The organism is Mesorhizobium sp. LMG 17147 (assembly GCF_024297145.1).
GTDB lineage: Bacteria > Pseudomonadota > Alphaproteobacteria > Rhizobiales > Rhizobiaceae > Mesorhizobium.
Genome location: NZ_JANCTC010000001.1, coordinates 219262 through 245189, shown reverse-complemented (window position 1 = coordinate 245189; position 25928 = coordinate 219262). Strand labels below are relative to the sequence as shown.

General features: G+C 62.5%; 27 protein-coding genes. 21 read left to right on the top strand and 6 right to left on the bottom strand.

What is annotated here, in order from left to right; genetic code table 11:
- The first annotated feature begins 179 nt into the window (after positions 1-179).
- The 5 genes from hslV to NMG46_RS01245 all read left to right on the top strand — a co-directional run bounded on the left by hslV (position 180) and on the right by NMG46_RS01245 (position 4325).
- Positions 180-731, top strand: a complete 552-nt coding sequence (hslV, locus tag NMG46_RS01265) for an ATP-dependent protease subunit HslV (protein ID WP_254815927.1) — start codon at positions 180-182, stop codon at positions 729-731.
- The gene (locus tag NMG46_RS01260; RefSeq protein WP_254815926.1) at positions 721-1263 is read left to right on the top strand and encodes a GNAT family N-acetyltransferase; all 543 of its coding nucleotides are present in this window, start codon (positions 721-723) and stop codon (positions 1261-1263) included. Before hslV ends, NMG46_RS01260 begins: the two co-directional genes overlap by 11 nt.
- A gap of 4 nt (positions 1264-1267) precedes the next feature.
- Complete coding sequence (locus NMG46_RS01255; RefSeq protein WP_254815925.1) at positions 1268-1864, top strand: DUF2585 domain-containing protein; 597 nt, start codon at positions 1268-1270, stop codon at positions 1862-1864.
- 4 nt (positions 1865-1868) lie between these two features.
- Entirely contained in the window at positions 1869-3182 is a 1314-nt protein-coding gene (gene hslU / locus NMG46_RS01250) for an ATP-dependent protease ATPase subunit HslU (protein ID WP_254815924.1), read from the top strand.
- A gap of 183 nt (positions 3183-3365) precedes the next feature.
- A complete protein-coding gene (locus tag NMG46_RS01245; RefSeq protein WP_254815923.1) occupies positions 3366-4325 on the top strand; it encodes a DUF1402 family protein in 960 nt (319 codons plus the stop codon).
- 35 nt (positions 4326-4360) lie between these two features.
- Here the strand turns inward: NMG46_RS01245 and NMG46_RS01240 are convergent, their stop codons facing one another.
- Genes NMG46_RS01240 through NMG46_RS01230 form a run of 3 tightly spaced genes read right to left on the bottom strand, consistent with a single transcriptional unit; the run spans position 4361 to position 7078 of the window.
- Positions 4361-5590, bottom strand: coding sequence for an NAD(P)/FAD-dependent oxidoreductase (locus NMG46_RS01240; RefSeq protein ID WP_254816373.1), 1230 nt, complete (start codon positions 5588-5590; stop codon positions 4361-4363).
- A gap of 2 nt (positions 5591-5592) precedes the next feature.
- Positions 5593-5907, bottom strand: a complete 315-nt coding sequence (locus tag NMG46_RS01235; protein WP_254815922.1) for a MocE family 2Fe-2S type ferredoxin — start codon at positions 5905-5907, stop codon at positions 5593-5595.
- Between the two features lie 40 nt (positions 5908-5947).
- A complete protein-coding gene (locus NMG46_RS01230) occupies positions 5948-7078 on the bottom strand; it encodes a fatty acid desaturase family protein (RefSeq protein WP_254816372.1) in 1131 nt (376 codons plus the stop codon).
- Between the two features lie 131 nt (positions 7079-7209).
- Between NMG46_RS01230 and NMG46_RS01225 the strand changes: the two genes are divergently transcribed.
- The 9 genes from NMG46_RS01225 (at position 7210) to NMG46_RS01185 (ending at position 15281) form a co-directional block, all read left to right on the top strand.
- A complete protein-coding gene (locus tag NMG46_RS01225; protein WP_254815921.1) occupies positions 7210-8241 on the top strand; it encodes a LacI family DNA-binding transcriptional regulator in 1032 nt (343 codons plus the stop codon).
- Between the two features lie 308 nt (positions 8242-8549).
- Complete coding sequence (locus tag NMG46_RS01220) at positions 8550-9491, top strand: sugar ABC transporter substrate-binding protein (RefSeq protein ID WP_254815920.1); 942 nt, start codon at positions 8550-8552, stop codon at positions 9489-9491.
- A 95-nt stretch (positions 9492-9586) separates the two neighbouring features.
- Positions 9587-10663 (top strand): ABC transporter permease, encoded by a 1077-nt coding sequence (locus NMG46_RS01215; protein ID WP_254815919.1) that lies wholly within the window; start codon positions 9587-9589, stop codon positions 10661-10663.
- Between the two features lie 2 nt (positions 10664-10665).
- Entirely contained in the window at positions 10666-11433 is a 768-nt protein-coding gene (locus NMG46_RS01210; RefSeq protein ID WP_254815918.1) for an ATP-binding cassette domain-containing protein, read from the top strand.
- Positions 11434-11498: 65 nt separating this feature from the next.
- Complete coding sequence (gene iolG, locus NMG46_RS01205; protein WP_254815917.1) at positions 11499-12500, top strand: inositol 2-dehydrogenase; 1002 nt, start codon at positions 11499-11501, stop codon at positions 12498-12500.
- A 23-nt stretch (positions 12501-12523) separates the two neighbouring features.
- Positions 12524-13318, top strand: a complete 795-nt coding sequence (locus tag NMG46_RS01200; RefSeq protein ID WP_254815916.1) for an SDR family oxidoreductase — start codon at positions 12524-12526, stop codon at positions 13316-13318.
- 85 nt (positions 13319-13403) lie between these two features.
- Positions 13404-13673 carry a type II toxin-antitoxin system Phd/YefM family antitoxin gene (locus NMG46_RS01195; RefSeq protein WP_254815915.1) on the top strand — a complete coding sequence of 90 codons (270 nt, stop codon included), beginning with the start codon at positions 13404-13406 and terminating at the stop codon, positions 13671-13673.
- Positions 13673-13915: a hypothetical protein gene (locus NMG46_RS01190; RefSeq protein ID WP_254815914.1), complete on the top strand. Its 243-nt coding sequence runs from the start codon at positions 13673-13675 to the stop codon at positions 13913-13915. The genes NMG46_RS01195 and NMG46_RS01190 overlap by 1 nt, the downstream gene beginning before the upstream one ends.
- Positions 13916-14189: 274 nt before the next feature.
- Positions 14190-15281: a 3-deoxy-7-phosphoheptulonate synthase gene (locus NMG46_RS01185; protein ID WP_368389273.1), complete on the top strand. Its 1092-nt coding sequence runs from the start codon at positions 14190-14192 to the stop codon at positions 15279-15281.
- 48 nt (positions 15282-15329) lie between these two features.
- On the opposite strand, the gene NMG46_RS01180 is transcribed toward NMG46_RS01185, so the two are convergent.
- On the bottom strand, positions 15330-15965 hold the full coding sequence (locus NMG46_RS01180; RefSeq protein ID WP_254815913.1) for a LysE family translocator: 636 nt from the start codon (positions 15963-15965) through the stop codon (positions 15330-15332).
- Between the two features lie 127 nt (positions 15966-16092).
- On the opposite strand from NMG46_RS01180, the gene NMG46_RS01175 reads away from it, so the two are divergent.
- Positions 16093-16794 carry a YafY family protein gene (locus NMG46_RS01175; RefSeq protein WP_254815912.1) on the top strand — a complete coding sequence of 234 codons (702 nt, stop codon included), beginning with the start codon at positions 16093-16095 and terminating at the stop codon, positions 16792-16794.
- Between the two features lie 35 nt (positions 16795-16829).
- Here the strand turns inward: NMG46_RS01175 and NMG46_RS01170 are convergent, their stop codons facing one another.
- Entirely contained in the window at positions 16830-17939 is a 1110-nt protein-coding gene (locus NMG46_RS01170; RefSeq protein ID WP_254815911.1) for a Gfo/Idh/MocA family protein, read from the bottom strand.
- Between the two features lie 153 nt (positions 17940-18092).
- On the opposite strand from NMG46_RS01170, the gene NMG46_RS01165 reads away from it, so the two are divergent.
- Positions 18093-18938 (top strand): MurR/RpiR family transcriptional regulator, encoded by an 846-nt coding sequence (locus tag NMG46_RS01165; RefSeq protein WP_254816370.1) that lies wholly within the window; start codon positions 18093-18095, stop codon positions 18936-18938.
- On the opposite strand, the gene NMG46_RS01160 is transcribed toward NMG46_RS01165, so the two are convergent.
- Positions 18935-19825, bottom strand: a complete 891-nt coding sequence (locus NMG46_RS01160; protein WP_254815910.1) for an AraC family transcriptional regulator — start codon at positions 19823-19825, stop codon at positions 18935-18937. The two genes, NMG46_RS01165 and NMG46_RS01160, sit on opposite strands and share 4 nt — an antisense overlap.
- A gap of 136 nt (positions 19826-19961) precedes the next feature.
- Here NMG46_RS01160 and NMG46_RS01155 point away from each other — a divergent pair, with 136 nt between their 5' ends.
- The 5 genes from NMG46_RS01155 to NMG46_RS01135 all read left to right on the top strand — a co-directional run bounded on the left by NMG46_RS01155 (position 19962) and on the right by NMG46_RS01135 (position 25927).
- Positions 19962-20690, top strand: a complete 729-nt coding sequence (locus NMG46_RS01155) for an SDR family NAD(P)-dependent oxidoreductase (RefSeq protein ID WP_254815909.1) — start codon at positions 19962-19964, stop codon at positions 20688-20690.
- A 199-nt stretch (positions 20691-20889) separates the two neighbouring features.
- Positions 20890-22824, top strand: a complete 1935-nt coding sequence (gene iolC / locus NMG46_RS01150) for a 5-dehydro-2-deoxygluconokinase (protein WP_254815908.1) — start codon at positions 20890-20892, stop codon at positions 22822-22824.
- Positions 22825-22858: 34 nt separating this feature from the next.
- Positions 22859-24703: a 3D-(3,5/4)-trihydroxycyclohexane-1,2-dione acylhydrolase (decyclizing) gene (gene iolD / locus NMG46_RS01145; protein WP_254815907.1), complete on the top strand. Its 1845-nt coding sequence runs from the start codon at positions 22859-22861 to the stop codon at positions 24701-24703.
- Between the two features lie 46 nt (positions 24704-24749).
- Positions 24750-25667: a myo-inosose-2 dehydratase gene (gene iolE, locus NMG46_RS01140; protein WP_254815906.1), complete on the top strand. Its 918-nt coding sequence runs from the start codon at positions 24750-24752 to the stop codon at positions 25665-25667.
- Between the two features lie 41 nt (positions 25668-25708).
- Positions 25709-25927 carry a DUF3329 domain-containing protein gene (locus tag NMG46_RS01135; RefSeq protein WP_254815905.1) on the top strand — a complete coding sequence of 73 codons (219 nt, stop codon included), beginning with the start codon at positions 25709-25711 and terminating at the stop codon, positions 25925-25927.
- Position 25928: the final 1 nt, after the last annotated feature.

The following is a 25928-nucleotide window of genomic DNA, read 5'->3' as shown; positions in this document are numbered from 1 at the left end:
CTGAAAACGAAAGCCTTCTAGCAGCATGATCCGGCGATTGCCAGTTACCGCTGCGGAGCACTATCCGGCCCGGCGGATGGCCGGTTTGCAATCGTCCGGCCTATGCATACATATGGCCGATCAAGTCACTCGTAACGCACCCATCGCCTCGATGGGATCGGTGCTTGTCGGAGCAGGAAATGTCGAATGAACTGACCATGCATGCCACGACCATCCTGACCGTGCGCAAGGGCGGCAAGGTGGTGATCGCCGGCGACGGCCAGGTCAGCCTCGGCCAGACGATCATGAAAGGCAACGCCAAGAAGGTGCGCCGCATCGGCAAGGGCGGCAACGTCATCGCCGGTTTCGCCGGCGCCACCGCCGATGCCTTCACTCTGCTGGAGCGGCTGGAAGCCAAGCTCGAACAATATCCCGACCAGCTGACACGCGCCTGCGTCGAGCTTGCCAAGGACTGGCGCACCGACCGCTATTTGCGGCGGCTGGAAGCGATGATGCTGGTGGCCGACAAGTCGGTGTCGCTGGCGCTGACCGGCACCGGCGACGTGCTGGAGCCCGAATTTGGCGTCATGGCCATCGGCTCCGGCGGCAATTACGCGCTGGCAGCCGCACGCGCGCTGATGGACAGCGACAAGGGCGCAGAGGAGATCGCCCGCAAGGCGATGCAGATCGCGTCAGACATTTGCGTCTACACAAACAACAACTTCGTCGTCGAAACCCTCGATGCCGCCTGAGCGGAGCCTCCGCTATGGTTTTCGGCCGGTGACCCAGAGGGACCTGCCGATGATCGCCGGCTGGCTTGCCGAGCCGCATGTCGCCGAGTGGTGGGACGGCCCAGAGACCGAGATTGCGGAGATCCGCGAGCATATCGACAGCATTTCGGTCGAGCCGCTGATCATCGAGCTGGACGGAAAGCCCATCGGCTATTTGCAGAGCTACGATCCGCATCTGGAGGACGGCCATCCCTATAGCGACCAGCCGTTCGGCACGCTCGGCATCGATCTGTCGATCGGCGTGCCCGAGCTTGTCGGGGTCGGCCACGGCTCCGCGATCGTCCGGCAGTTCGTCGAGCAGCTTTTCGAGGAAGGTACGCCGCGCGTCATCATCGACCCGGACCCCGCCAATGCACGGGCTATCCGTGCCTATGAAAAGGCCGGTTTTACGGCTATCGATCGCAGGAAGTCGGAATATGGCGATGCCGTGCTGATGGCCATTGATGCCCCAGAGGGTGATGCCGGACAGGGTGACGCAGAAGAGGGGCAATAGCAGCATGAGCGTATCCAGCGACAAAACCGTCTCGGCCTACGAAGACAGTTGGCGAATGGGGCTCCTGCTGGTTCTCGGCCTGGTCATCTTCCAGGCCGGGGTCCTCTACGGCATGGGGCGGACGCCGATCTGTACCTGCGGCTATGTCAAGCTGTGGCACGGCATCGTGCAAAGCTCCGAGAATTCCCAGCATATTTCCGACTGGTACAGCTTCTCGCACATCATTCACGGCTTCCTGTTCTATGCGCTGGCGTGGTTCCTTTTCCCGCGCTCGCCGATCGGGCTCAGGCTGGCGTTTGCCGTCGTCATCGAGGGCGGCTGGGAGCTGCTCGAGAACAGTCCTTTCATCATCGACCGCTACCGCGCCGGCACGATCTCGCTCGATTATTATGGCGACAGCATCATCAATTCGGTGTCGGACACGCTGGCCATGGTGCTGGGGTTTGTCATGGCGCGAAGGCTTCCTATATGGGTGATCGTCACCCTCGCCCTCATCTTCGAATTCGGTGTCGGCTATCTCATCCGGGACAATCTGACACTCAACGTGATCATGCTGCTGCATCCGTTCGAGTCCATTCGGCAGTGGCAAAGTGGAATTTAGTGATATGAGCACCTTTTCTCCCCGCGAAATCGTTTCGGAACTCGACCGCTTCATCATCGGCCAGAAAGACGCCAAGCGTGCGGTGGCGATTGCCTTGCGCAACCGTTGGCGCCGCCAGCAGCTCGAGGGCCAGATGCGCGAAGAGGTGATGCCGAAGAATATCCTGATGATCGGCCCGACCGGTGTCGGCAAGACCGAGATTTCACGCCGCCTGGCACGCCTTGCCGGTGCGCCTTTCGTCAAAGTCGAAGCCACCAAGTTCACCGAGGTCGGTTACGTCGGCCGCGACGTCGAGCAGATCATCCGCGATCTGGTCGAGATCGCCATCGGGCTGGTGCGCGAGAAGATGCGCGAGGACGTCAAGGCGCGTGCCCACATCAACGCCGAGGAACGGGTGCTCGAAGCGCTCGTCGGCAAGACGGCGAGCCCAGCCACCCGCGACAGTTTCCGCAAGAAACTGCGCGACGGCGAGCTCGACGACAAGGAGATCGAGATCGAAGTGGCCGATACCGGCAATGGCGGCATGCCTGGCTTCGAGATCCCCGGCATGCCGGGCGCCAATATCGGCGTGCTCAACATCAACGACATGCTGTCGAAGGCGATGGGCGGCAAGAAGACCAAGTTGCGCAAGACGACCGTCAAGGAGTCCTACGGGCTGTTGATCAGCGACGAGTCCGACAAGCTGCTCGATCAGGACGAAGTGGTGCGCAGGGCCCTCGAATCGACCGAGAATGACGGCATCGTCTTCCTTGACGAGATCGACAAGATCGCCTCGCGCGAAGGCGGCATCGGTGCCGGTGTTTCGCGTGAAGGTGTACAGCGCGACCTGCTGCCGCTGGTCGAAGGCACCACGGTTGCGACCAAATATGGACCGGTGAAGACCGACCATATCCTGTTCATAGCCTCGGGCGCGTTCCACGTCGCCAAGCCCTCCGACCTGCTGCCGGAATTGCAGGGCCGCCTGCCGATCCGCGTCGAGCTGCGGGCGCTGGAGAAGGACGATTTCGTCCGCATCCTCACCGAGACCGAAGCCAGCCTGATCAAGCAGTATATCGCGCTGATGAAGACCGAAGGCGTCGACCTGGTCTTCACCGATGACGCGATCGATTCGTTGGCCGGCATCGCCGTGGACCTTAACGCCAGCGTCGAGAATATCGGCGCCAGGCGGCTGCAGACGGTGATGGAACGGGTACTGGACGACATCTCCTATGACGCGCCGGACCGTAACGGCACCTCGGTGACAATCGATGCCGCCTATGTCGAGAAGCATGTCGGCGATCTCTCCAGAAACACGGACTTGTCGCGTTTCATCTTGTAAGAGACTCTTGATTCTCCAAGAGGCCGGGAATTACCCCCCGGCCTCCGTCAAATTCGGCCCGGCATTCCGGAGGTGTGGCCAAATGGAAGCATCCGGCAAGCTTTCGTCCCGTCCGGTGCAGGCGTCTCTCGACTCCCGGTGGAGCATTACCTAGTTTGCCGCCGATTATTTGGGCGGCGGCGCATGAAAAAACTGATCCTCGTCATTTTGGGGCTGACGCTGGCGACAGCGATGTTCGCCGCGCAAGCGGCAACGATGGTGCCGCCGGGCAACCGCAACACCGAGCAGCCTGACATACCGGGCGCATCGAGCCGGCGCACCCAGGCGACCAACACCACCTTCCAGGCGAAATACCGCAAAGTCTTTGCGCTGCTCCAGAACGATGCCGCGCTGCGCGGCAAGATCAAGCAGGCAGCCGCGGCCTATGGCATCGACCCAATGCATATCGTCGGCGCCATCGTCGGCGAGCACACCTACAATGTCGATGCCTACGACCGGCTGCAGACCTACTACGTCAAGGCGATCTCGTATTTATCGAGCAAGCTCTCCTTCGCCTATGACGGCGAGGACATCACCGATTTCGTGCAGCGGCCGCAATTCGCCAAATGCGCAGGGAAGTCCGATAGCTACGACCTATGGGAGTGCCGCGAGCAGGTGTGGAACCGGTCGTTCCGCGGCAAGACCGTCAACGGCGAGAGCTTTCCCAACGACCGCTTCGGTGCCACTTTCTTCCAGCCTTATTATGCCGGCCAGACTTTTGGCCTTGGCCAGCTCAATCCGCTGACGGCGCTGCAAATGAGCGACCTCGTGCACAAGGTTTCCGGCCTGCCGGAACTCGACGTCGGCGACCCCAACGCGGTCTACAAGACCATCATGGATCCTGACCTGACACTGCCTTATGTCGCAGCAACGATCCGGAAATCGATCGACGCCTATAGAAGCATCGCCGGCTTCGACATCTCAGGCAATCCCGGCATCACGTCGACGCTCTACAATGTCGGCAACCCCGAACAGCGCGCCTATGCGCTGAAGGCCGAGAACGACAAGCGCCGCGCTGCGGGCGAGCCGGAAAAACTGCCTGAGGAAAATTACTATGGCTGGCTGATCAACGACAAGCTGCCGGAGCTGAAAGCGCTGTTTTAGCCAAACGCGTTCGGCCAACTATCCACGCCCTCAGCTCACGCCGCCAGCAGCGACTTCAGCTTGACGGTGTGCGAGCCTAGCGCTTCCGGCGCCGGCTTTGCCTGCTTTGCAATCAGCATCTCGGCCAGCCTTATGTCACGGGCGACCGCGTTGCCGGGGCCGATGCCGCTTGCCGCAACCAGCCTGCCGTCCTCGGCCAGATGAAACAGGATGAAGGCGCCGTCGCCAACGTCGCGGCGAACGATGCTGCGGCCTTCGTCCGACAGGCCGGCGATCTGCAGGGTCAATCCGTACTGATCTGACCAGAACCAAGGCACCGCCGAATGCGCCTCGCCGGCGCCAAGCATGTTCCTTGCGGCGAGTGCGCCCTGCTCCTGCGCATTGCGCCAGGCTTCCAGCCGCACGCGCCGGCCGCCATAGATAGCGAGCGGAAACGAACAGCAATCGCCGGCTGCAAAGATATCCCGGTCGCTGGTGCGAAGCTCGGCGTCGACGGCGACACCATTGTCGATGGTCAGCCCCGCCTCCGCGGCAAGTCCGGTCACCGGCACGGCGCCGATACCGATCACGGCAAGATCGGCGACAATGTCGTGCCCACCGGCAAGCGCGATGCGCACTTCGGCGCCGTCATCGACAATGGCCGCGATGCCCTCGCCGCACAGGATTTTTACGCCTTCGGCTTCATGCGCCGGATGGATGACCTGCGCGATCTCGGCCGGCACGCCGCGCATCAGAATGCGCGGCTGCGCCTCGATGACGGCGACCGAGGCACCCAGCCTGCGCGCCGCCGCGGCGAGCTCGAGCCCGATGAAGCCGCCGCCGACTATGGCGATGCGATTGCCGGCGCTGAGATGAGCGCGAATGGCCAGCGCGTCGTTGAAGGTTCGGAGGTAGACGCAGCGCCCGCCAAGGCCCGGCATCGGCAATTTGCGCGGCACAGACCCGGTCGCCAGCAGGAGCTTGTCGTAGGCCAGGGCGGAACCATCTGACAGGCGCACGACATGCGCCGTGCGGTCGATCGCCACAGCCAGAACCGAATGGATATGCCGGATAGAGCGCTCGGCAAGGATCGCGTCGCTGGCGATCGCCTTGATCAGGGGCGCGTCGGCGACCATCGCGTCTTTCGACAGTGGTGGGCGCTCATAGGGAAGATGCGGCTCGTCGCCGACCAAGGTTACGGGGCCATCATAGCCGAGCTCGCGCAGCGCAAGGGCCGCGCGCCCGCCGCATTCGCCGGCGCCGATGACGACCATTCCCTTCGTCATCATCAACCGATCCGGACAAGGACTTTGCCGGCGTCGACTTTGACCGGATAAGTTCTTAGATCGACGCAGACCGGCGCGCCCCTGGCAGCCCCTGTCTTGTAGTTGAAGCGGCCATTGTGCTTCGGGCACTCGATGATGTCGTCCATGACCAGCCCGTCAGCCAGATGCACCTTCTCATGCGTGCAAAGCCCGTCGGTGGCGAAATACTCGTCGTCGGGGCTGCGATAGATAGCAAAGGTGCGGCCGCCATGGTCGAAGCGCATCACGTCCTCTTCGTCGATGTCCTCGACGTCACAGGCCTCGACCCAGTCGCTCATCTACGGCTCCCCAATACTTGGCACCTTCGGCATGGGCTTGTCATTCGGCAGCCACCGCAGCGGTAGCGTTGTCGTTGTGGAAGTCCTCGCGATAGGGCCTCGCCGTCGGCGGCAGTTCGCGCTTGATGAAATAATCCTCATTGCGCAGCTGCCGCAGGAAGGTCGGTATCATCTCGCGGTAGCCGGCCAGGATGGACGCTGTCGGCGCCGGCAGATCGTGCTTGATCAGCTCATGCAGCCTGGGCAGCGCATGATAGGGCACCATGGGAAACATGTGATGCTCGACGTGGTAGTTCATGTTCCAGTAGATGAAGCGGCTTATCGGGTTCATGTAGACGGTGCGGCTGTTGAGCCGGTGATCGGTGACGTTTTCAGCCAGGCCGCCATGCTGCAGCAGGCCGACCATGACATGGTGCCACGCGCCGTAAAGCCTGGGCAGCCCGACCAGCATCAGCGGCAGGAACGAGCCCGTGTAGAGCGCCAGCGCAATGGTCGCGGCATAGACTGTCGTCCAGATGCGGGCAATGCGAATTGCCTTCGGCTGCTCCTGGTCGGGAATGAAGGTTCTTTCGGCCGGACTGACGATACCGGCTGCATTGCGCAGCATGTCCCTCATCGCATGCCAGGCGTCGAGAATGCCGACGAAGTTGAGCACGACGCGCAGCAGATCGGGCGGACGCATCACCGAGATCTCCGGATCGCGGCCGACGATGATGGTATCGGTATGGTGGCGCGTATGGCTCCAGCGCCAGGTCACCGGGTTGCGCATGATCATGAAGCAGGCGATCTGATAGACCACGTCGTTCATCCACTGCGTCCTGAAGGCGGTGCCGTGGCCGCATTCGTGCCAGCGTGAATCGGTGGAGGAGCCGTAGAAGACGCCGTAGACGAAGAAGAACGGCACGCACCACCAGCTGCCCCAGAACCAGACGCCGCCGGCTCCGCTCAGGATTAAGGCGCCGAGCCAGATGATCGTATCGCGGATCGCCGGGCCGTCGGAGCGCTGCATCAGCTCCTTCATCTGCTTGCGTGGCACGTCCGTGTGATACCACTCGGCCGCCGCCAGCCCGCTCTCGATGGCGAGCTTCGCGTCGCGGCCGATCAGGCTGTAGTCACGCCGGGACGCTGCTGTGGCGATGGTGTTCCCGGTTCGGAGTCCAATATCCACCATGGCGGAGGCCTCGATCATAGTCGGTCCGCATTCAAATAACGCCGAAGCCTGATAGGCTCAATATCACAAAGATAGTTTCTATCATTTTCCATCATGAGGGTGTAAAAGCCGGACAATAGAGCGAGGCAGCGATGGCGAAACGGCCGACGATTACCGACCTGGCACGCATTTCGGGGGTCAGCGTTGCCACCGTCGACCGGGTGCTGAACAACCGGTTGCCGGTGCGCGAGGAAACCGCGCGCCGCGTCTATGAAGCGGCGACCAGCATTGGCTATCACGCAGCCGGGCTGATCAAGCAGCGGATGCGCCATGAATTGCCGGAGTATCGGCTCGGGTTCCTGCTGTTGCGGCGGGAGGACGTCTTCTACAGCGAATTTGCGCGCGAGCTTGAACTGGCGGTATCGCAGTCGCCGCGCTTTCGCGGCGTGGCGACCATCGACTTCGCCGGCTCGCTGGCGCCGGACGAGATCGTCGAGCGGATGCGCAGGCTGGCCGCCAAGTCCAGGGCCGTCGCCCTGGTCGGGCCTGATCACCCGACGCTGACGGTCGCCGTCGAGGCTCTCAAAGCCAATGGCGTGCCGGTGTTCTCCCTGCTTTCCGACTTTGCGTCCGGCATTCGCGAGGGCTATGTCGGCCTGGACAATCGCAAGGTCGGCCGCACCGCTGCCTGGATGATCTCGAAGGCTGCGAAGAGGCCTGGCAAGGTTGCCCTCTTCGTCGGCAGCCATCGCTTCCATGGCCATGAGCTTCGCGAGATCGGTTTTCGCTCCTTCTTTCGCGAGCAGGCGCCGGAATTCACTCTGCTCGAGACGTTGGTCAATCTGGAAGCCAACCAGATCACGCATGATGCAATGATCGAGCTTCTAGCCCGCCACCCTGATCTCGTCGGCTGCTATGTCGCCGGTGGCGGTATGGAAGGCGCGATCTCGGCACTCAGGGAGGCAAAGCCGATAGAGGTGCCGGCGGTCGTCTGCAACGAGATCACGCCCGACTCCCGCTCGGCGCTGGCGGATAATTTCCTGACGATGGTGATCTCGACGCCACTGGCAGCGCTTTGCCGCGAGCTTGTCGGGCTGATGGCGCATGCCATCGAGACCGGCGCTGCGAATGCGCCGGGCCAGACCTTTCTGCCCTTCGACATCTATCTGCCGGAAAACATCTGACGTCGCGGTCATTGGCGGCAGACATGATGTAATCTATCAGAACGCTTTCAGGCTTGGCTTGCCTGAGCGTCCGTCCAAAAGCGCTTGAAATGCCGAAAATCCATCCTTCATGGCGAAATCTCGCTTGACGCCCACGCGAAATGGAATAAATATTTCACCAACTGAGCATTTTGGTTCTTTCGTTCCGGAAGATCTGTTTCAGGCAAATGCCTCCGGAACTAAAACGGCAATCGGGAGAGAATTCCCTGCGAGATCGGGGATTCCGGGTAGATCGGTGCAGCCGGACACCAATGTGGAGGAGAAATAAAATGAAAAAACTGCTTTTGGGCGTCGCGTTCGCGGCGCTTATGAGTTCGTCCGCCTTCGCTGCCAAGATCGGCGTGTCGATGGCGTTGTTCGACGACAATTTTCTCACCGTGCTGCGCAACGGCATGATCGAGCAGGCCAAGGGCATGGACGGCGTCGAACTGCAGGTGGAGGATGCGCAGAACGACGTCGCCAAGCAACTCGACCAGATCAAGAACTTCGCCGCCTCGGGCGTCGACGCCATCATCGTCAACCCGGTCGACACCTCGGCGACCCAGGCGATGTCGGACGCAGCCGCCGCTGCCAAGATTCCACTGGTCTATGTCAATCGCGAGCCGGTCAACGTCGACACGCTGCCCGAAAACCAGGCCTTCGTCGCCTCGAACGAAGCCGATTCCGGCACGCTCGAGACCAAGGAGGTCTGCCGCCTGTTCAAGGAGGCCGGCAAGACTGAAGCCAACGTCTATGTGATCATGGGCGAGCTGTCGAACCAGGCAGCAGTGCAGCGCACCAAGGACATTGACGACGTGATCGCCACGCCGGAGTGCAGCTTCATCAAGATCATCGATAAGCAGACGTCGAACTGGAAGCGCGAAGAAGCGCAGAACCTGATGACCAACTGGCTGTCGACCGGCAAGCCGTTCGACGGCGTCATCGCCAACAATGACGAAAGCGCGATCGGCGCCATCCAGGCGATGAAGGCCGCCAACATCGACATGAAGTCGGTTGTCGTCGGCGGCGTCGACGCTACCCAGGACGCGCTCGCGGCGATGCAGGCGGGCGATCTCGATGTGACGGTGTTCCAGGACGCCGCCGGCCAGGGCGCCGGCGCGCTTGACGCGGCGCTCAAGCTGGCGAAGGGCGAAAAGGTCGAGCACAAGGTCTATATCCCGTTCCAATTGGTCACGCCGGCGAATATCGACAAGTTCCTGAAGAAGAACTGAGGCAGCGGACCGGAGCGGCGCACCAGCGCCGCTCCTCCTTCTCTCTCGGCCTGAAGAGCGGCCGAAAGAGACTGTGGCTGACGGAGGAAGCACGATTGGCACAGACATCTCACGGCGTCGGCGGCCTCAGCTATGATGCGAAGCGGCGCGCATGGCCGGCCGAATTCAACGTCTTCCTGGCGCTCGTCATCCTGGTCGGCGCTTTCGAGCTGATCGGCCGGGTCTTCCTGGGCGACAGCTTCCTGTTCAATACCCGCGACAATATCGATGCGATCTTCAACGAAGCGCGCCTGCAGATCATCATCCTGCAGGTGTCGATCGTCGGCATCATTGCCATCGGCGTGACGCAGGTGATCATTACCGGCGGCATCGACCTGTCCTCAGGTTCGATCGTCGGCGCCACGGCAATGATCGCCATGAGCTTCGCCCAGGTGGCGACCGTCAACGGCAACCCGAACCCCAAGGCGATGTTCATCGCCCAGGGCTGGACCGACCTGCCGGTGATCGTGCCGGTGCTGGTCGCGATCGGCTGCGGACTGCTGGCCGGCCTGGTCAACGGTGCATTGATCGCCTTCACCCGCATTCCGCCGTTCATCGCCACGCTCGGCATGATGGTCACCGCGCGCGGCATCGCCAAATGGTGGTCGAAGGGACAGCCGATCTCGTTTCCGACCGAGAGTTTCGCCGCCATCGGCAAGGGGCTGATGCCGGTCATCATCTTCATATCGCTCGCGGTGCTGTTTCAGCTGATCCTGAGCTACACCAAATATGGCAAGCACTGCTATGCAATCGGCTCCAATGAGGACGCCGCGCGCATGTCCGGCATCAACATCGCCAACCACAAGATCCTCGTCTACGTCATTGCCGGCGTCCTCGCCGCGCTCGCCGCCGTGGTGCTGAGCTCGAAGAATCTCACCGCCCAGGCCGGCATGGGTGTGATGTACGAGCTCGACGCGATCGCCATGGCGGTTATCGGCGGCGTCTCGCTGTCGGGCGGCCGCGGCTCGATTATCGGGACGGTAATCGGCTCGCTGATCTTCGGCGTCATCATCTCCGGCTTCACCTTTCTGCGCCTCGACGCCTATTATCAGGAGATGGTCAAAGGCGTGATCATCGTCGGCGCAGTCGTTCTCGACCAGTGGCGCCAACGCCTGCGGGCAATGAGGGCTTGACCATGTCGGACATCGTCCTGAAGACGGAAAACCTGACCAAGTATTATGGCGGCGTGCATGCGCTGGAGGGTGCCAACTTCGAGCTGCGCAAGGGCGAGCATGTCGCTATCATGGGCGACAACGGCGCTGGCAAATCGACCTTCGTACGCCAGATCACCGGCGTCGAGCAGCGCACCAGCGGCAGGATGTGGTTCGACGGCAAGGAAGTGAATTTTGCCGGCCCGATCGAAGCCCGCGAGGCGGGCATCGAGACGGTGTTCCAGAACCTGGCGCTCGCCGACGATCTCGACGTGCCCTCGAACCTGTTCCTCGGCCGCGAGCGGGTGCTGTTCAATCTAGGACCCTTCTCGATCCTCGATCGCAAGTTCATGCGCAAGGCGACCGAGGCAGCCTTGGTCCGCACGGCGGTCAAGATCCCCAATCTTTCCAACACCATCCGCCATATGTCGGGCGGCCAGCGCCAGTGCGTGGCAATTGCCAGAACCGCGACCTTTGCTTCCAAACTCATCATCATGGATGAGCCGACGGCGGCACTCGGCGTGCAAGAGACGATGCAGGTCGAAAACATCATCCGCACGCTGAAGGAAAATGGCGAACCGCTGATCCTGATCTCTCACAACATGCGCCAGGTGTTCGACCTGGTCGACCGCATCGTCGTTTTCCGGCGCGGCCGCATCGTCGCCAATTTGCGCAAGCAAGACACCGACGGCAACGATATCGTCTCCTACATCACCGGTGCCAAGACCGGGCAGGCGGAGCTTGCGGCGTAACGGCAACGAGGCCACCGGCGCTGACACGCCCTCCCTTCCCAACCATCCTCAAAGGAAAATTCTTCATGCCTCTTCGCTTTGCTCTTCTCGGTGCCGGCCGTATCGGCAAGGTCCATGCTCGCGCCGTTGGTTCCAATCCGCAGGCCAGGCTGGTTGCAGTTGCCGACGCCTTCGAGAAGGCGGCGACCGATCTGGCCTCTGCCTATGGCGCCGAAGTGCGCAGCATCGATGCCATCGAGAAGGCCGGCGATATCGATGCGGTCGTCATCTGCACGCCGACCGACACTCATGCCGATCTGATCGAGCGCTTCGCCAAAGCGGGTAAAGCGATTTTCTGCGAGAAGCCGATCGACCTCGACGCCGCCAGGGTGGAACGTTGCCTGGCCGTCGTCGACAAGGCCGGCGCCACCCTGATGGTCGGCTTCAACCGCCGCTTCGATCCGCATTTTGCCGCCGTGCGCAAGGCGATCGACGACGGCGCCATCGGCACCGTCGAAATGGTGACGATCACCTCGCGCGATCCCGGCCCGCCGCCGCTCGACTATATCGGCCGCTCGGGCGGCATCTTCCGCGACATGACCATTCATGATTTCGACATGGCGCGCTTCCTGCTCGGCGAGGAGCCGGTGGCGGTCAGCGCGCACGCTTCGGTGCTGGTCGACAAGAAGATCGGCGAAGCCGGCGACTTCGACAGCGTCAGCGTCATCCTCGAAACCGCCTCCGGCAAGCAATGCGTCATCTCCAACTCGCGCCGCGCCACCTATGGCTACGACCAGCGCATCGAGGTGCATGGCTCGAAAGGCATGATCGCGGCCGAAAACCAGCGGCCGGTGTCGATCGAACTGGCCAACGAGAAAGGTTATACGCGGCCGCCGCTGCACGATTTCTTCATGACCCGTTATCTCGACGCCTATGCCAACGAGATCGCCGCCTTCATCGCGGCAGCGACGTCGGGCAAGAAGGCGGCGCCGAGCGGCCAGGATGGCCTGGTGGCGCTCAGGCTGGCAGATGCGGCGCTGAAATCGGCCAAGGAAGGCAAGACCGTCCGCCTCGACAAAACAATCTGACTATCAAGCACAGGAGCAAGGCGATGAACGGTTCAGCCGGTCGCAATTCCGAAACACGCGCCATCGTCACCGGCGGCGCGCAAGGCATCGGCTTCGCCGTGGCCGAAGCGCTGGCCGACGAGGGCTGCCGGGCGCTGGCGCTGATCGGCCGCTCGCAGGAAAAGGGCGACAAGGCTGTCGCAACTCTCAAGCGGGCAGGCGTCGATGCCATCTTCATCGGCGCCGACGTCTCAGAGGTGGCCGACTGCAAGCGTGCGGTCGAAATGGCGATTGGCCATTTCGGTACCGTCAACGCGCTGGTCAACGCGGCTGCCACCTCGGCTCGTGGCTCGCTGGTCGAGACCTCCGAGAATCTCTTCGACCAGATATTCCAGACCAATGTGCGCGGCCCGTTTTTCCTGATGCAGGGCGTGGTGGCGCATTTGCTGGCGCGCAAGGCACCGGGCTCGATCGTCAACGTGCTGTCGATGTCGGCGCATTGCGGCCAGTCGTTCCTGGCACCCTATTCGTCGAGCAAGGGTGCGCTGGCGACACTGACCAAGAATGTCGCCAATGCCTATCGCGGCAATCGCATCCGCTGCAATGCGGTGCTGCCCGGCTGGATGGACACCGAGGGCGAAGCGATCGTGCAGAAAAAATGGCACGACGCGCCGGACGACTGGCTGGAAAGGGCCGAGGCCGCGCAGCCGATGGGTCAATTGGTGAAACCGGCACAGCTTGCCCGATTGATCAGCTATATGATCAGCCCGCAGTCCGGCGTTATGACCGGATCGCTGGTCGACTACGACCAGAGCATCGCCGGGGCGTCGCCGGAGTAAGGCCAGCTGAGTGGCCCTGCGTCTGTTGCGTCGGCATCGCCATTCCCACATAGTCAACGTAGTCGGACTAGTCACGGGGATTAAGATGCCGCCTGCACCTAAGAATACCAATTGGACGCTCGCCGGGGCAAAAGCCCGGCTCTCAGAGGTCATCGAGCGCGCGCAGTCGGCGCCGCAGACGATCACCAGAAACGGCAAACCGATCGTGGTTGTCGTCTCGGCCGAGGAATGGCAGCGCAAGACCGCACGCAAGGGTACGCTTGCGGAGTTCCTGTTGGACTCCCCGCTGCGCGGCGCCGATCTCAACCTTGAGCGTCAGCGTGACGAACCGCTAGGGCGGCAAGAGCACGTCTGATGCATCCCTATTGGATCAAGGTAAGCGGCCACCTCGGGGTTGGCGTCACCGCGCAATCGGAAGCCGACGCGCTACAACTCTTTTCGCTTGCCTTTGGGTCTGCCGAGAATGTTGTCGGCATCGAGATCATCAAGGACATGAATGACCTTGACCAGAGTCACGTCATACCCAATCTGGGCGTGGCCAACTGGTTTCGGCGTGGCATCTGGTTTCCCCAAGGCCAGGAGCACATTTCAAACTGAGACACTGCTTCGCCTCATCACCCACGTGACAAGCGCCCCCGCATCGATTATATGAACCGCATGATCAACCTGACCGCCACCTATTGGTACTTTAGCAGCTCGCTGGCGGCGGGAGGATTGCGCTCGATCTGAAGATTGCAGCATCAAAAATCCGAACAGCCGCCAGACCTGGCGGCTTTTTTGTTTGCCGGCAGGTCTCCTAAAGCATGATCCCGAAAAGTGGCATCCGGTTTTCGGAAAAGATCATGCTCCAAACAAACAGGAGCAGAAAGCCGTGTTGACGACCACAGACGATCTTCGGGTCAAAGAAATAAGGGAATTGAGCACGCCGGACGAGGTGATGCGGGAGATACCCCGCACGCTGACGGCGACGCGCACCGTTGCCGCATCACGCAACGCGATCCACGCCGTGCTGACCGGCGCCGACGACCGGCTGGTGGTTGTCGTCGGCCCCTGTTCGATCCACGACCCGGCCGCTGCCGTAGACTATGCCAGTCGTCTGGCGACGCTGCGCGAAAGCCTGTCGGACCGGCTGGAGATCGTGATGCGGGTGTATTTCGAGAAGCCGCGCACGACGGTCGGCTGGAAAGGCCTGATCAACGATCCCGATCTCGACGGCAGCTTCAACATCGACAAGGGGTTGCGGATGGCCCGGAACGTGCTCTCCGCGGTCAACAATCTCGGCCTTCCGGCAGCCACCGAATTCCTCGACATGGCCACCCCGCAATATATTGCCGACCTCGTCGCCTGGGGAGCGATCGGCGCGCGCACGACCGAGAGTCAGATCCATCGCGAACTGGCGTCAGGCCTGTCCTGCCCGGTCGGCTTCAAGAACGGCACCGACGGCAATTTGCGGATCGCCGCCGAAGCCGTGAAATCCGCCGCCCAGCCGCATCATTTCATGGCGGTGACGAAAGGTGGGCGCAGCGCCATCGCTACGACCACCGGCAACGAGGACTGCCACGTCATCCTGCGCGGCGGTATTGTGCCTAATTATGACGCGGCAAGCATTGCTGCTGCCTGCGCGGAACTCGGCCGGATCGGCGTGGCGCCGCGGCTGATGATCGATGTCAGCCACGCCAACAGCAGCAAGAAGCCGGAAAACCAGCCAGGGGTGGCAGCCGAGGTGGCGGGCCAGGTCGCGGCGGGCGACGAGCGCATCATCGGCATCATGATCGAGAGCAACCTTGTCGCCGGCCGGCAGGATGTCGTGCCCGGCAGGCCGCTTGTCTATGGCCAGAGCATCACCGATGGCTGCATCGACTGGGCAACCACCGAGACGGTGCTTTACGGCCTTGCCGACGCGGTCGAGCGGCGCCGGTCGGTGCGCCGCGCCATGATATCAAGCCGTCCGGGAGCCGCGTGACCCGGCCGGCGCCGCTGCCATGGACGTTGCGCCCTTCGGGCTCGGAATTCACGCCGCCTTCAAGCCCTCCCAGACGGTGAGCGCCGAAACCGCAACGAGAAGCAGTCCGGCCGCCCGGCCGGCAAGAGCGGTTGCCCTTGGATTGGCGACCAGCAGATCCCGGCTGCGACCGGCGGTAATTGCGAGTCCGCCATAGACAGCGAACTGCGTGGCGATCGTCATCAGCCCCATGATGATCGCCTGCATCCAGATCGGACCGTAATCCGGCCTCAGAAACTGCGGATAGACGGCAAGAACAAAGAGATAGGCCTTTGGATTGATCAGGCAGGTCATGATCCCCTGGCGAAAGGCCTTCCATGCGGAGCGGCTGCCGGCAGGGCCGTCATGGCCGACGGTGATGGAGCTGCGCATCAGCGTGATGCCGATAAAGGCCATATAGGCCGCGCCGGCAATCAGCAGCGGATTGAAGAGGATCGGCAAGAAATGCATGAGCAGGCCGACGCCGAGCGCGCCGTTCAGCGTATGCACCACGCCGCCCAGCATGATGCCGCCGGTCGCCGCAAGCCCTCTGCTGCTGCCGCCGGTCAGCGCATTGGCAAGCACGAAAAGCATGTCCATGCCGGGCACGATGATGATGCCGAAAAGGAGGAGAAAAAAGAGCCAGAGGTTTGCCGCGTAGTCCATGTCAGTTGCCTGTCACCTCATGCAGGCGAGCTGCAGAGGAACTTGTTGATTTTCAATCCGATAGGCGATCCTATAGGTCAGTCCAACTGACGAGGTGTTGTCAGTTGCCTTCGGGCCGAGTGAGGGAATGCGCAAGGCGTCGCGTCTGTTCGAGATCATCCAGATCCTGCGGCTGGCGAGGAAGCCGGTGACGGCGGCAATGATCGCCGAGCGGCTGGAGGTGACGGTGCGCTCGGTCTATCGCGACATTGCCGCGCTGCAGGCGATGCGGGTGCCGATCGAGGGCGGGCGCGGCATCGGCTACATATTGCGTCCTGGCTTCGACTTGCCGCCGTTGATGTTTTCGATCGAGGAGATGGAGGCGATCGTACTGTCTCTCGCGCTGCTCGAACGCACGGGCGACAGCGAGCTCAAGCAGGCGGCCAAGCGCGTCAGCGCCAAGATCGCCGGCGCGGTGCCGCCGCCTTTGCGCCAAACGCTCGACGCCAATCAGTTACATGCATGGGGTTTTGCCGCGCCATCGGCCTCCGCGGTCGATCTGGCGTTGGTGCGCCGTGCCATCCGCGACGAGGCCAAGCTGGACCTTTCCTACCGCGACGAACTGGGCCGAGCCACCGAGCGCATCATCTGTCCGATCGCCCTCATCTACTACTCCGAAACCGCCAACATCGTTGCCTGGTGCGAGCTGCGCCAGGCAATCCGCAATTTCCGCAGCGACCGGATCGAGGATTGCCAGGCGACGGGACTATGGTTCAAGGGTGAAGGCGACGGTTTGCGGCAGGTCTGGGTGAACGGGTGGGAAACGGACACCTCGGCCGCAGGCGGCTGAAGCGGCCACTGTGAAGCGGATGCCGGGGGGAGGGGCTACCTCACGTCCTCCCAGCGGCTCTCACTGAACGACCTGGCCATCGCGTGCACGGTGCGCTCGATCTCCAGGCCTTCGTCGAAGTCGATGATGCGCGCCGGCTTGCCGGCCAGCCGCGTCAAAAGTTCCCTGCATTCGATGATCTTGAGATCGTTGAAGCCAAGCCCGTGGCCGGGTGCCGGCAGGAAGGCGTCGTAGGGCTTGTGGTGCGGCGCCACCAGGATCGTGCGATAGCCTTGCTCGGTCGGCCGGTCGGCTGTCAGATAGAGCTGGAACTCATTCATCCGCTCCTGATCGTACAGGATCGAGCCCTTCGAGCCAAAAATCTGGATGGCGATCCGGCCTTTGCGGCCCCAGGCCGAACGGTTGACCAGCAGCGTGCCGGCGATGCCGTTTTCGAGATGCATCAGGATACTGGCGATGTCGTAGGTTTCGACCGCGCGGCGCCCGCCAGAGGCGACGCGGCGTTCGGCATAGGGTTTGGCCATGTCGCACATGACGCGGGCAACGCGGCCGAACAGCACGGCGATGAGCGAAAGCGGATGCACAGCGAAATCGTCGAGCGCGCCGTAACCGGACGCCGCCTCGTGCTTCCAGAAGAACAGCGCCTCCGGATCGGCCATGAAGTCCTCGTCCATCTCGATGCGCAGATGGTTGACCTCGCCGATGATCTTCTCGTCGAGCAGCGCGCCGATATGGCGGATCGCGGGGTTCTGGATGTAGTTATAGCCGAGCGCGGCGACTTTGCCGGACTTTTGGGCCGCCGCAGCCATTGCTTGCGCCTCCGCAAAACTCGGCGCCATCGGTTTTTCACACCACAGATGCTTCCCGGCTTCGAGGATGGCGATGGCCATTTCGGGGTGGAACTGGTTCGGCGTGGTCAGCGAGATGACATCGACGTCGGGATCGTCGACCACCGCGCGCCAGTCACCGGAGGCCCTGGCGAAGCCGAATTCGCTGGCACGGCGTTTGGCAAGGTCCTCGTTGACCTCGCCCAGATGAACCAGCCTTGGCTTGTCCACATCGGAAAAGACGGTGCCAACCGCGTTCCAGGCAATTGCGTGGCACTTGCCCATGAAGCCCGTGCCGATAAGACCTACCCCGACCATCCGCTTGCCTCCCTGTGTGCAAAGTTTGTGTGGATGAATTAGTCCAATTTGTCTGCAGATGGAACGCTTGTCTCATTTTTTATGGTGTTCTTGCACAGGCCCGCTATGATGGGGCACAGAGGGAACCAGACGATGAGCCTGGGCGGAGCGACGATGGACGAACGGGTGCCGCGCGATTTCGAGACGCTGCGGGCGACGATCCTGGAGCGGCGCCAGAACCTGCCGAAACGTATAGCCCAGATCGCCGCCTATGCGCTCGACAACCCAGACGATATCGCCTTCGGCACCGCCGCCAGCATCGCCGCTTCCGCCGGTGTCCAGCCTTCGACGCTGATCCGCTTTGCCCAGCAGCTTGGTTTTGATGGTTTCACCAGCCTGCAGTTGGTGTTTCGCGAGCGTCTGCGCGAGCGCAACTCGTCCTATGATGAAAGGCTGGCGGCATTGCGCGCCAAGGCCGAGGAAGGCGCCGGCCACCGCGCGATCTTCGATGGTTTTGTTGCCGCAGCCAGCACCTCACTCAACGACATTTCGCGCACGCTGAATGAAGACCATTTCGAAGATGCGATCGCCTTGCTGGCCAAGGCCGAAACCATTTACGTACTGGCCAAGCGGCGCTCCTACCCGGTCGCCTCCTACATCGCCTACGCATTGGGCAAGCTCAAGATCCGCAACCAGCTGATCGAATCGGCCGCCGGCCTCAATGCGGAGATGATCGGCTTTGCCTCTCCAAGGGACGCCGTCATCGCCATCAGCTTTTCGCCCTATGCCCCGGCCACCATCGAGGAGGCGCGCGTCATTTCGGAGCAAGGCGTGCCGATCGTGGCGATTACCGACTCCTCGTTTTCGCCGCTCGCCCAATTCGCCAGGGTCTGGTTCGAGGTCGCCGAGGCCGATTTCGCCGGCTTCCGCTCGCTGTCGGCGACGATGGCTTTGGCCATGGCGCTGACCGTCGCCGTCGGCGAGAAGCGGCGCGATAGCGGAAAGAAGCGCAAGCCTTAGAGCACCTCTATTGCCGTTTCGCCTCCTGCCAAAAGCCGCGCTGCGTCGCGGGCAGGCGGCGATCCGAACTGGCGGGCATACTCCCGGCTGAACTGGGAAGCACTCTCATAGCCGACAGCGAAGGCGACACGCGCCACGTTGCCCGGCTGGGCAATCAGCAGATGGCGGGCTTCCAGCAAGCGGATTTGCTTTTGATACTGGATTGGGCTCATGGCCGTCGCCGCCTTGAAGTGACGATAAAACGCAGCACTGCTCATATGGGCGATTTCGGCCAGATCCCCGACCCGGACCGGCTGATGGGGATGCGAGCGGATCCGGGCGATCGCCTGGCCAATCCGGGACAGATGGCCGTCGGCGCGCGCAAGTTCACGAAGCTTTCCGCCTTGCGGGCCTTGCAGGAGCCGAAACAGCATCTCCCGCTCGAGCATGGCCGCGAGAACGGGAATCTCCGCTGGCCGGTCAAGCAGCCGCAGCATTCGACGCAACGCGTCGAGCAGGTCGACATCAACGGGAGAGGTGGAGAACCTGTCGCCGCCGAGGACCGGCCCGTGCTCAACGAGGAGCGCGGCGACAGCCTGCAGGTCAAGGGTCAAGCCAATGGCCAGATAAGGACGTGCGGCGCTCGCTTCGACTATCTGGCTGATGCTGGGCGTCTCGACAGTGTAGATGAAATAGCTGGCCGGGTCGTAACGAAGAGCCCGGTCGCCGATCAGAACCGTCTTCGCGCCCTGCAATACGAATAAGACCCCCGACCCCCACACACCCGGCAATGGCGCCGTCGCGACTTCGCTGCGGCCGATCGAAACGCGGGGAATCGCCGTTCTTATTCTTCGTCCGCGCGCATGGCGGCCGGCGATTTCGATCAACTCCTGCAGCGCCTCGCTCATTGCGCCAGCATCGCGCATTCGCACCGGCCGCGCAACAGCGTGAGAGGATTAGGCAAGAGCTGGAGAGTTTCCGGCGCGCGGCGCCCGCTGCCTCGCGCCATTTGTGGGTCTTCGACAGCAAACATGGAGACACGATATGACGGCATCGAAAACTGCGCTGGTGACCGGCGCCAACAAGGGTATAGGCCGTGAAATCGCCCGGCGAATGGCGACCATGGGCTTCAAGGTCTGGCTCGGAGCCAGGAGCGCCGAACGCGGCATGGCGGCGGCGCAGGCATTGCGTGCCGAAGGCCACGACGTAGAGTGGCTTGAGCTGGACGTCACGAGGGATGACAGTGTGAAGGCGGCAGCCGAGGCGTTCGGGCAGGCCAGCCGGCGCCTTGACGTGCTGGTGAACAACGCCGGCGACGCCATCAACTACGACCTGCCGCCGAGCCAGCAGCGGATCGCCGATATCCAGGCCACCTACGACGTCAATGTCTTCGGCCCGATCCGCGTGACCCAGGCATTCCTGCCGCTGCTGCTGGCAGCACATGCTGCGCGGATCGTGATGGTGAGCAGCTCCACCGGCTCCATCGGCCGGGCGCTGGATCCCGCCACCACGAACCACGCCATCAATATGATGAGCTACGGCAGCTCCAAGACAGCGTTAAACGCCATCACGGTGGCCTTCGCCAGGGAGCTCGCACCGCAAGGCATCAAGGTCAACGCCGCCGCGCCCGGGTACACTGCCACCGATCTCAACGGATATAAAGGTCACCGTACGGTGCAGCAGGCGGCCGAGATCGTCATTCACCTGGCGACCTTGGACGCCGATGGCCCGACCGCCGGGTACTTCAACGATGATGGCCCACTTCCTTGGTAAATCAGCTGGTCTCAGTGGTAGACACTTGACGTTCGTCTGACTTCAAAGTTTCTGAACGCGCGAGCCTTGCACAGCACTTTTCAGCTTGGGAATGCTCGTTCCATATTGACTATGGATTGGAATTATTATTTCATATTGCTGGCGCCACGCTGCCGCTCGCGCGTGTTACCCAAGACAACAAAGCCGATGGGAGGTTCGAATGGGCGAGGCCGTGGAAGCGAAATATTCGCCGCTCGACATCATCACGATCGGCCGCGCTTCCGTCGATCTCTACGGCCAGCAGATCGGCTCGCGCCTTGAGGACATTACTTCCTTTGCCAAGTCGGTCGGCGGCTGTCCGGCCAATATCGCAGTCGGCACTGCCAGACTAGGCCTGCGCTCGGCGCTGCTCACCCGCGTCGGCAATGAGCAGATGGGCCGGTTCATCCGCGAGCAGCTGACCCGCGAGGGCGTTTCGGTCCAAGGCCTTAAGGCCGATCCGGAGCGGCTGACCGCCCTGGTGCTGCTGTCGGTCGAGGATGAAGGCGTCTCGCCGATGATCTTCTATCGCAGCGATTGCGCCGACATGGCGCTTTCGGAAGACGACATCGATGAGGCGTTCATCGCTTCGGCACGCGCGGTCATCGTCACCGGCACGCATTTTTCACGACCCAACAGCGACGCCGCCCAGCGCAAGGCGATCCGTGTCATGAAAGCCAAGGGCGGCAAGGTGGTGTTCGACATCGACTACCGCCCCAACCTGTGGGGTCTCGCCGGCCACGCCGAAGGCTTCGAGCGCTATGTGAAATCCGACCGCGTCTCGGCGCGGCTGAAGACGGTGCTGCCCGACTGCGATCTCATCGTCGGCACTGAAGAGGAAATCATGATCGCGTCGGGCGCAGACGATTGCCTGAGCGCGCTGAAAACCATCCGCTCGCTGTCGGCGGCAACCATCGTGCTGAAGCGCGGCGCCATGGGCTGCATCGTCTATGACGGGCCGATCAGCGACGATCTCGAGGACGGCATCGTCGGCAAGGGGTTTCCTATCGAGGTCTACAATGTGCTTGGCGCCGGCGACGCCTTCATGTCGGGCTTCCTGCGCGGCTGGCTCGGCGAGGAAAGCCTGGCGACGGCGGCGACCTGGGCCAATGCCTGCGGGGCATTTGCCGTGTCGCGGCTCCTCTGCGCACCTGAATACCCGACTTTCGAGGAATTGCAGTTCTTCCTGAAAAACGGCAGCAAGCACCTGGCGCTGCGCAAGGACGAGGCGATCAACCACATCCATTGGGCGACCACGCGCCGGCGCGACATCCCCTCGCTGATGGCGTTCGCCTGCGACCACCGCGTCCAGCTGGAGGACGTCGCGGCAAAAGCCGGCGCCGATCCGTCGCGGATCCCGGCTTTCAAGGTGCTGACCGTCAAGGCTGCGGCCAAAGTCGCGGCCGGCCGCGCCGGCTATGGCATGCTGCTCGACGAAAAATACGGACGCGAGGCGATGTTCGAATTCGCCCACCATTCCTTCACCTGGCTCGGCCGGCCGGTCGAGTTGCCGGGTTCGCGGCCGCTTCGCTTCGAGTTCTCGCAAGACATTGGTTCGCAACTGACCGAATGGCCGGTCGACCACTGCATCAAGTGCCTGTGCTTCTATCATCCCGATGATCCGGCGGAGCTGAAGACCGAACAGCAGCAGAAACTGCGCGCTTTGTTCGAGGCCGCGCGGAAAGTGGGCAGAGAACTGCTGGTGGAGATCATCGCCGGCAAGCACGGCAAGCTCGACGACATGACCATCCCGCGCGCGCTCGAGGAACTCTACGCACTCGGCATCAAGCCCGATTGGTGGAAGCTCGAACCGCAGGCATCGCACGGCGCATGGGCAAAGATCGAGGCGGTGATCCTGAAAAACGATCCGTGGTGCCGCGGGATTGTGCTGCTCGGTTTGGAAGCGCCGCAGGACGAGCTGGAAGCGGCCTTTGCCGCCACCGCCAAGGCGCCCATCGTCAAGGGCTTTGCCGTCGGCCGCACCATCTTCATCAACGCGGCCGAACAATGGCTTGCCGGCAAGATGTCGGACGATGAAGCGGTTGCCGACATGGCATCTCGCTTCGAGAGACTGACCGAGGCGTGGCTTGCCGCGCGCGGCCGCAAAGCAGCATAAGAAGGCGCGGCATAAGGACTGCGGAGGAACCGACATGACCAAGACAATCCGCCTGACGATGGCGCAGGCTCTGACCCGCTTTCTTGCTCGACAGATGACCGAGATGGACGGGAGGAAGGTGCCGATCTTCGGCGGCGTCTGGGCGATCTTCGGCCACGGCAATGTCGCCGGCGTCGGCGAGGCGCTGTACCAGGTTCGCGACGAGCTGCCGACCTTCCGTGCCCATAACGAGCAGGCAATGGCGCATGCGGCGATCGCCTATGCCAAAGCCAATTTCCGCCGCCGCTTCATGGCTGCGACCAGTTCGATCGGCCCCGGCGCGCTCAACATGGTGACCGCTGCGGCGCTTGCGCATGTAAACAGGTTGCCTGTCCTGCTTCTGCCCGGCGACGTCTTTGCCAATCGCATTCCCGACCCTGTCCTGCAGCAGGCCGAGGATTTCTCCGACGGCACGGCGACCGTCAATGACTGCCTCCGGCCGGTGTCGCGCTATTTCGACCGCATCACCCGGCCGGAGCAGATCATGCCGGCGCTCAACCGCGCCATGCAGGTGCTGACCGATCCCGCTGAATGCGGCCCGGTGACGCTGGCGCTGTGCCAGGACGTGCAGGCAGAAGCGTATGACTACCCCGAGAGCTTCTTTGCCGAACGAATCTGGCATCAGCGGCGACCGCGTCCGGATCGCCAGGAGCTGGCCGCCGCGGTGGCGGCTCTTAAAGCGGCGAAGAAGCCATTGGTGATTGCCGGCGGCGGCGTACTCTATTCGCAGGCCTCGCGTGAACTGGCCAGACTGGTGCAGGACGCCGGCGTTCCGGTCTGCGAGACGCAAGGCGGCAAATCCTCGCTGCCCGACGATCATCCGCTGAACATGGCGGCGGTCGGCGTCACCGGCACTTCGGCGGCCAACAGGCTGGCCGAAGAGGCCGACGTCGTGCTTGCCGTCGGCACCAGGCTGCAGGACTTCACCACCGGCTCCTGGGCACTGTTCAAGAATGCCGGCAGGACCATTATCGGACTCAACGTCCAGCCCTTCGACGCCGGAAAGCACCAGGCGCTGCCGCTGGTCGCCGATGCGGCGGAAGGGCTCGCCGAACTCGGCGAGGCGCTGAAGGGCTGGAAGGCGCCTGCCGCCTGGACCGACAATGCGATCAAGGGCAAAAAGGAATGGCAGGCGGAGGCGGGCAAGGTGACTGCGTCGACCAATGCCGCCTATCCGTCCGACGCGCAGGTGATCGGCGCCGTACAGCGCGCCATGGGCTCCGGCGTGGTACTGCTCCATGCCGCCGGCGGCTTGCCCGGCGAGTTGCACAAGCTCTGGCAGGCGGGCGCGCCCGGCTCCTACCACGCAGAATACGGGTTCTCGACAATGGGCTATGAAATCGCCGGCGGACTCGGCGTCAAGATGGCCAAGCCGGACCAAGAGGTAGTCGTGATGATCGGCGACGGCTCCTACCTGATGCTCAATTCCGAGATCGCGACCTCTGTGATGCTCGGCCTCAAGCTGACCATCGTGCTGCTCGACAACCGCGGCTATGGCTGCATCAACCGGCTGCAGATGGCGACCGGCGGCGCCAACTTCAACAATCTGCTGAAGGACGCCCGTCACGAAACCTTGCCCGAGATCGACTTCGCCGCGCATGCTGCGAGCATGGGTGCGATTGCCGAAAAAGTGCCATCGATCGCCGGGCTGGAAACGGCGCTGGCGCAAGCGAAGAAGAACACGCGAACGACCGTGCTGGTCATCGACACCGACCCGCTGGTTTCGACCGAGGCCGGTGGAAGCTGGTGGGATGTCGCAGTGCCGGAAGTCTCGGCACGGCCGCAAGTGAATGCGGCGCGCAAGAAATACGAGGAAGCGCTGAGCGGGCGGGTTCTTTGAGCCATCCGCGAACGCGCCTCGAAATGTCCGAAACTGGAGTGACGACTTGAAAGCCAAACTGGGCATGTCCCCCATTGCATGGTGGAACGACGATCTTGCCGAACTCAGCGATGATGTGTCGCTGGAGGAGTGCCTGCGCCAGTCGCGCTCGGCTGGCTTTACCGGCATGGAAATGGGCCGCCGCTTTCCCAACGATCCGCAAGTCATGCTGCCGATCCTGAAAGAGGCCGACGTGACGCTTTGCGGCGGCTGGTTCTCGGGGACGCTGGTCAATGAAGACATGGCGAAAAACAAGGATCGTATCCAGCCGATGATCGATCTGTTCAAGGCGGTGAATGCGCCCTGCATCGTCTATGGCGAAGTCGGCCGGTCCATCCAGGGCGACCGCTCGAAACCCCTCGCCAGCAAGCCCAGGCTTTCGGACGATGAGATGAAAGCCTACGCGAAGCAGCTCACGCAGTTCGGCGAATGGTGTGCCGAGCAAGGCATGCCGCTCTCCTATCACCATCACATGGCGGCGGTGGTCGAGACCGAGCCAGAACTCGACGCCTTCATACGCTATTCGGGAGAAGGCATTCCATTGCTGCTCGACGCGGGTCACCTGGCGTTTGCCGGGGGCGATGTGCTGCGCGCTATTGATAACCACCACCGGCGCATCAACCACGTGCATGTGAAAGACGTGCGCATGGAGGTGATCAACAAGCTGGATCGTAGCAGGCAATCCTTTCTCGATGCGGTGGCGCTTGGTGCCTTCACCGTGCCGGGAGATGGCTCGCTGGACTTTGGCGCCATCGTCCAGAGGCTCGCCGACCATGGCTATGAAGGCTGGTTCGTGGTCGAGGCCGAGCAGGATCCGAAGAAGAACCCGCCGCTCAAGATGGCGCAGGTCGGCTACAAGGAATTGATGCGGGTGATGACAGCGGCCGGCTATACGGTGGAGACACAAGGCTTTCCCAATGCTTGAGGCTCGCGAGGAAGGGCTGATCCGATGCCGGGGGTGATCCGATGAAAGACTCCGAGCACCCGTTTTTCCGGCCGCTGTGGCGGCGCGTTGCCGTTGTCGCGGTCTGCCTGGTCTGGTCGGTGATCGAATTCGCCACCGGCACGCCGTTCTGGGGCGTGATCGCGCTCGGCTTCGCCGGCTATGCTGTCTGGCAATTCTTCTATCTCTACAAGCCGGCTGACGAGGACAAGCCATCGGCGGACGCCAAACCGAAGGAATGAC

Bases quoted from the DNA above. Each gene is read 5' to 3' on its own strand.
- hslV (WP_254815927.1), top strand. From the start codon at position 180: ATGTCGAATGAACTGACCATGCATGCCACGACCATCCTGACCGTGCGC.
- NMG46_RS01260 (WP_254815926.1), top strand. From the start codon at position 721: ATGCCGCCTGAGCGGAGCCTCCGCTATGGTTTTCGGCCGGTGACCCAG.
- NMG46_RS01255 (WP_254815925.1), top strand. From the start codon at position 1,268: ATGAGCGTATCCAGCGACAAAACCGTCTCGGCCTACGAAGACAGTTGG.
- hslU (WP_254815924.1), top strand. From the start codon at position 1,869: ATGAGCACCTTTTCTCCCCGCGAAATCGTTTCGGAACTCGACCGCTTC.
- NMG46_RS01245 (WP_254815923.1), top strand. From the start codon at position 3,366: ATGAAAAAACTGATCCTCGTCATTTTGGGGCTGACGCTGGCGACAGCG.
- NMG46_RS01240 (WP_254816373.1), bottom strand. From the start codon at position 5,590: ATGACGAAGGGAATGGTCGTCATCGGCGCCGGCGAATGCGGCGGGCGC.
- NMG46_RS01235 (WP_254815922.1), bottom strand. From the start codon at position 5,907: ATGAGCGACTGGGTCGAGGCCTGTGACGTCGAGGACATCGACGAAGAG.
- NMG46_RS01230 (WP_254816372.1), bottom strand. From the start codon at position 7,078: ATGGTGGATATTGGACTCCGAACCGGGAACACCATCGCCACAGCAGCG.
- NMG46_RS01225 (WP_254815921.1), top strand. From the start codon at position 7,210: ATGGCGAAACGGCCGACGATTACCGACCTGGCACGCATTTCGGGGGTC.
- NMG46_RS01220 (WP_254815920.1), top strand. From the start codon at position 8,550: ATGAAAAAACTGCTTTTGGGCGTCGCGTTCGCGGCGCTTATGAGTTCG.
- NMG46_RS01210 (WP_254815918.1), top strand. From the start codon at position 10,666: ATGTCGGACATCGTCCTGAAGACGGAAAACCTGACCAAGTATTATGGC.
- iolG (WP_254815917.1), top strand. From the start codon at position 11,499: ATGCCTCTTCGCTTTGCTCTTCTCGGTGCCGGCCGTATCGGCAAGGTC.
- NMG46_RS01200 (WP_254815916.1), top strand. From the start codon at position 12,524: ATGAACGGTTCAGCCGGTCGCAATTCCGAAACACGCGCCATCGTCACC.
- NMG46_RS01195 (WP_254815915.1), top strand. From the start codon at position 13,404: ATGCCGCCTGCACCTAAGAATACCAATTGGACGCTCGCCGGGGCAAAA.
- NMG46_RS01190 (WP_254815914.1), top strand. From the start codon at position 13,673: ATGCATCCCTATTGGATCAAGGTAAGCGGCCACCTCGGGGTTGGCGTC.
- NMG46_RS01180 (WP_254815913.1), bottom strand. From the start codon at position 15,965: ATGGACTACGCGGCAAACCTCTGGCTCTTTTTTCTCCTCCTTTTCGGC.
- NMG46_RS01175 (WP_254815912.1), top strand. From the start codon at position 16,093: ATGCGCAAGGCGTCGCGTCTGTTCGAGATCATCCAGATCCTGCGGCTG.
- NMG46_RS01170 (WP_254815911.1), bottom strand. From the start codon at position 17,939: ATGGTCGGGGTAGGTCTTATCGGCACGGGCTTCATGGGCAAGTGCCAC.
- NMG46_RS01165 (WP_254816370.1), top strand. From the start codon at position 18,093: ATGGACGAACGGGTGCCGCGCGATTTCGAGACGCTGCGGGCGACGATC.
- NMG46_RS01160 (WP_254815910.1), bottom strand. From the start codon at position 19,825: ATGAGCGAGGCGCTGCAGGAGTTGATCGAAATCGCCGGCCGCCATGCG.
- NMG46_RS01155 (WP_254815909.1), top strand. From the start codon at position 19,962: ATGACGGCATCGAAAACTGCGCTGGTGACCGGCGCCAACAAGGGTATA.
- iolC (WP_254815908.1), top strand. From the start codon at position 20,890: ATGGGCGAGGCCGTGGAAGCGAAATATTCGCCGCTCGACATCATCACG.
- iolD (WP_254815907.1), top strand. From the start codon at position 22,859: ATGACCAAGACAATCCGCCTGACGATGGCGCAGGCTCTGACCCGCTTT.
- NMG46_RS01135 (WP_254815905.1), top strand. From the start codon at position 25,709: ATGAAAGACTCCGAGCACCCGTTTTTCCGGCCGCTGTGGCGGCGCGTT.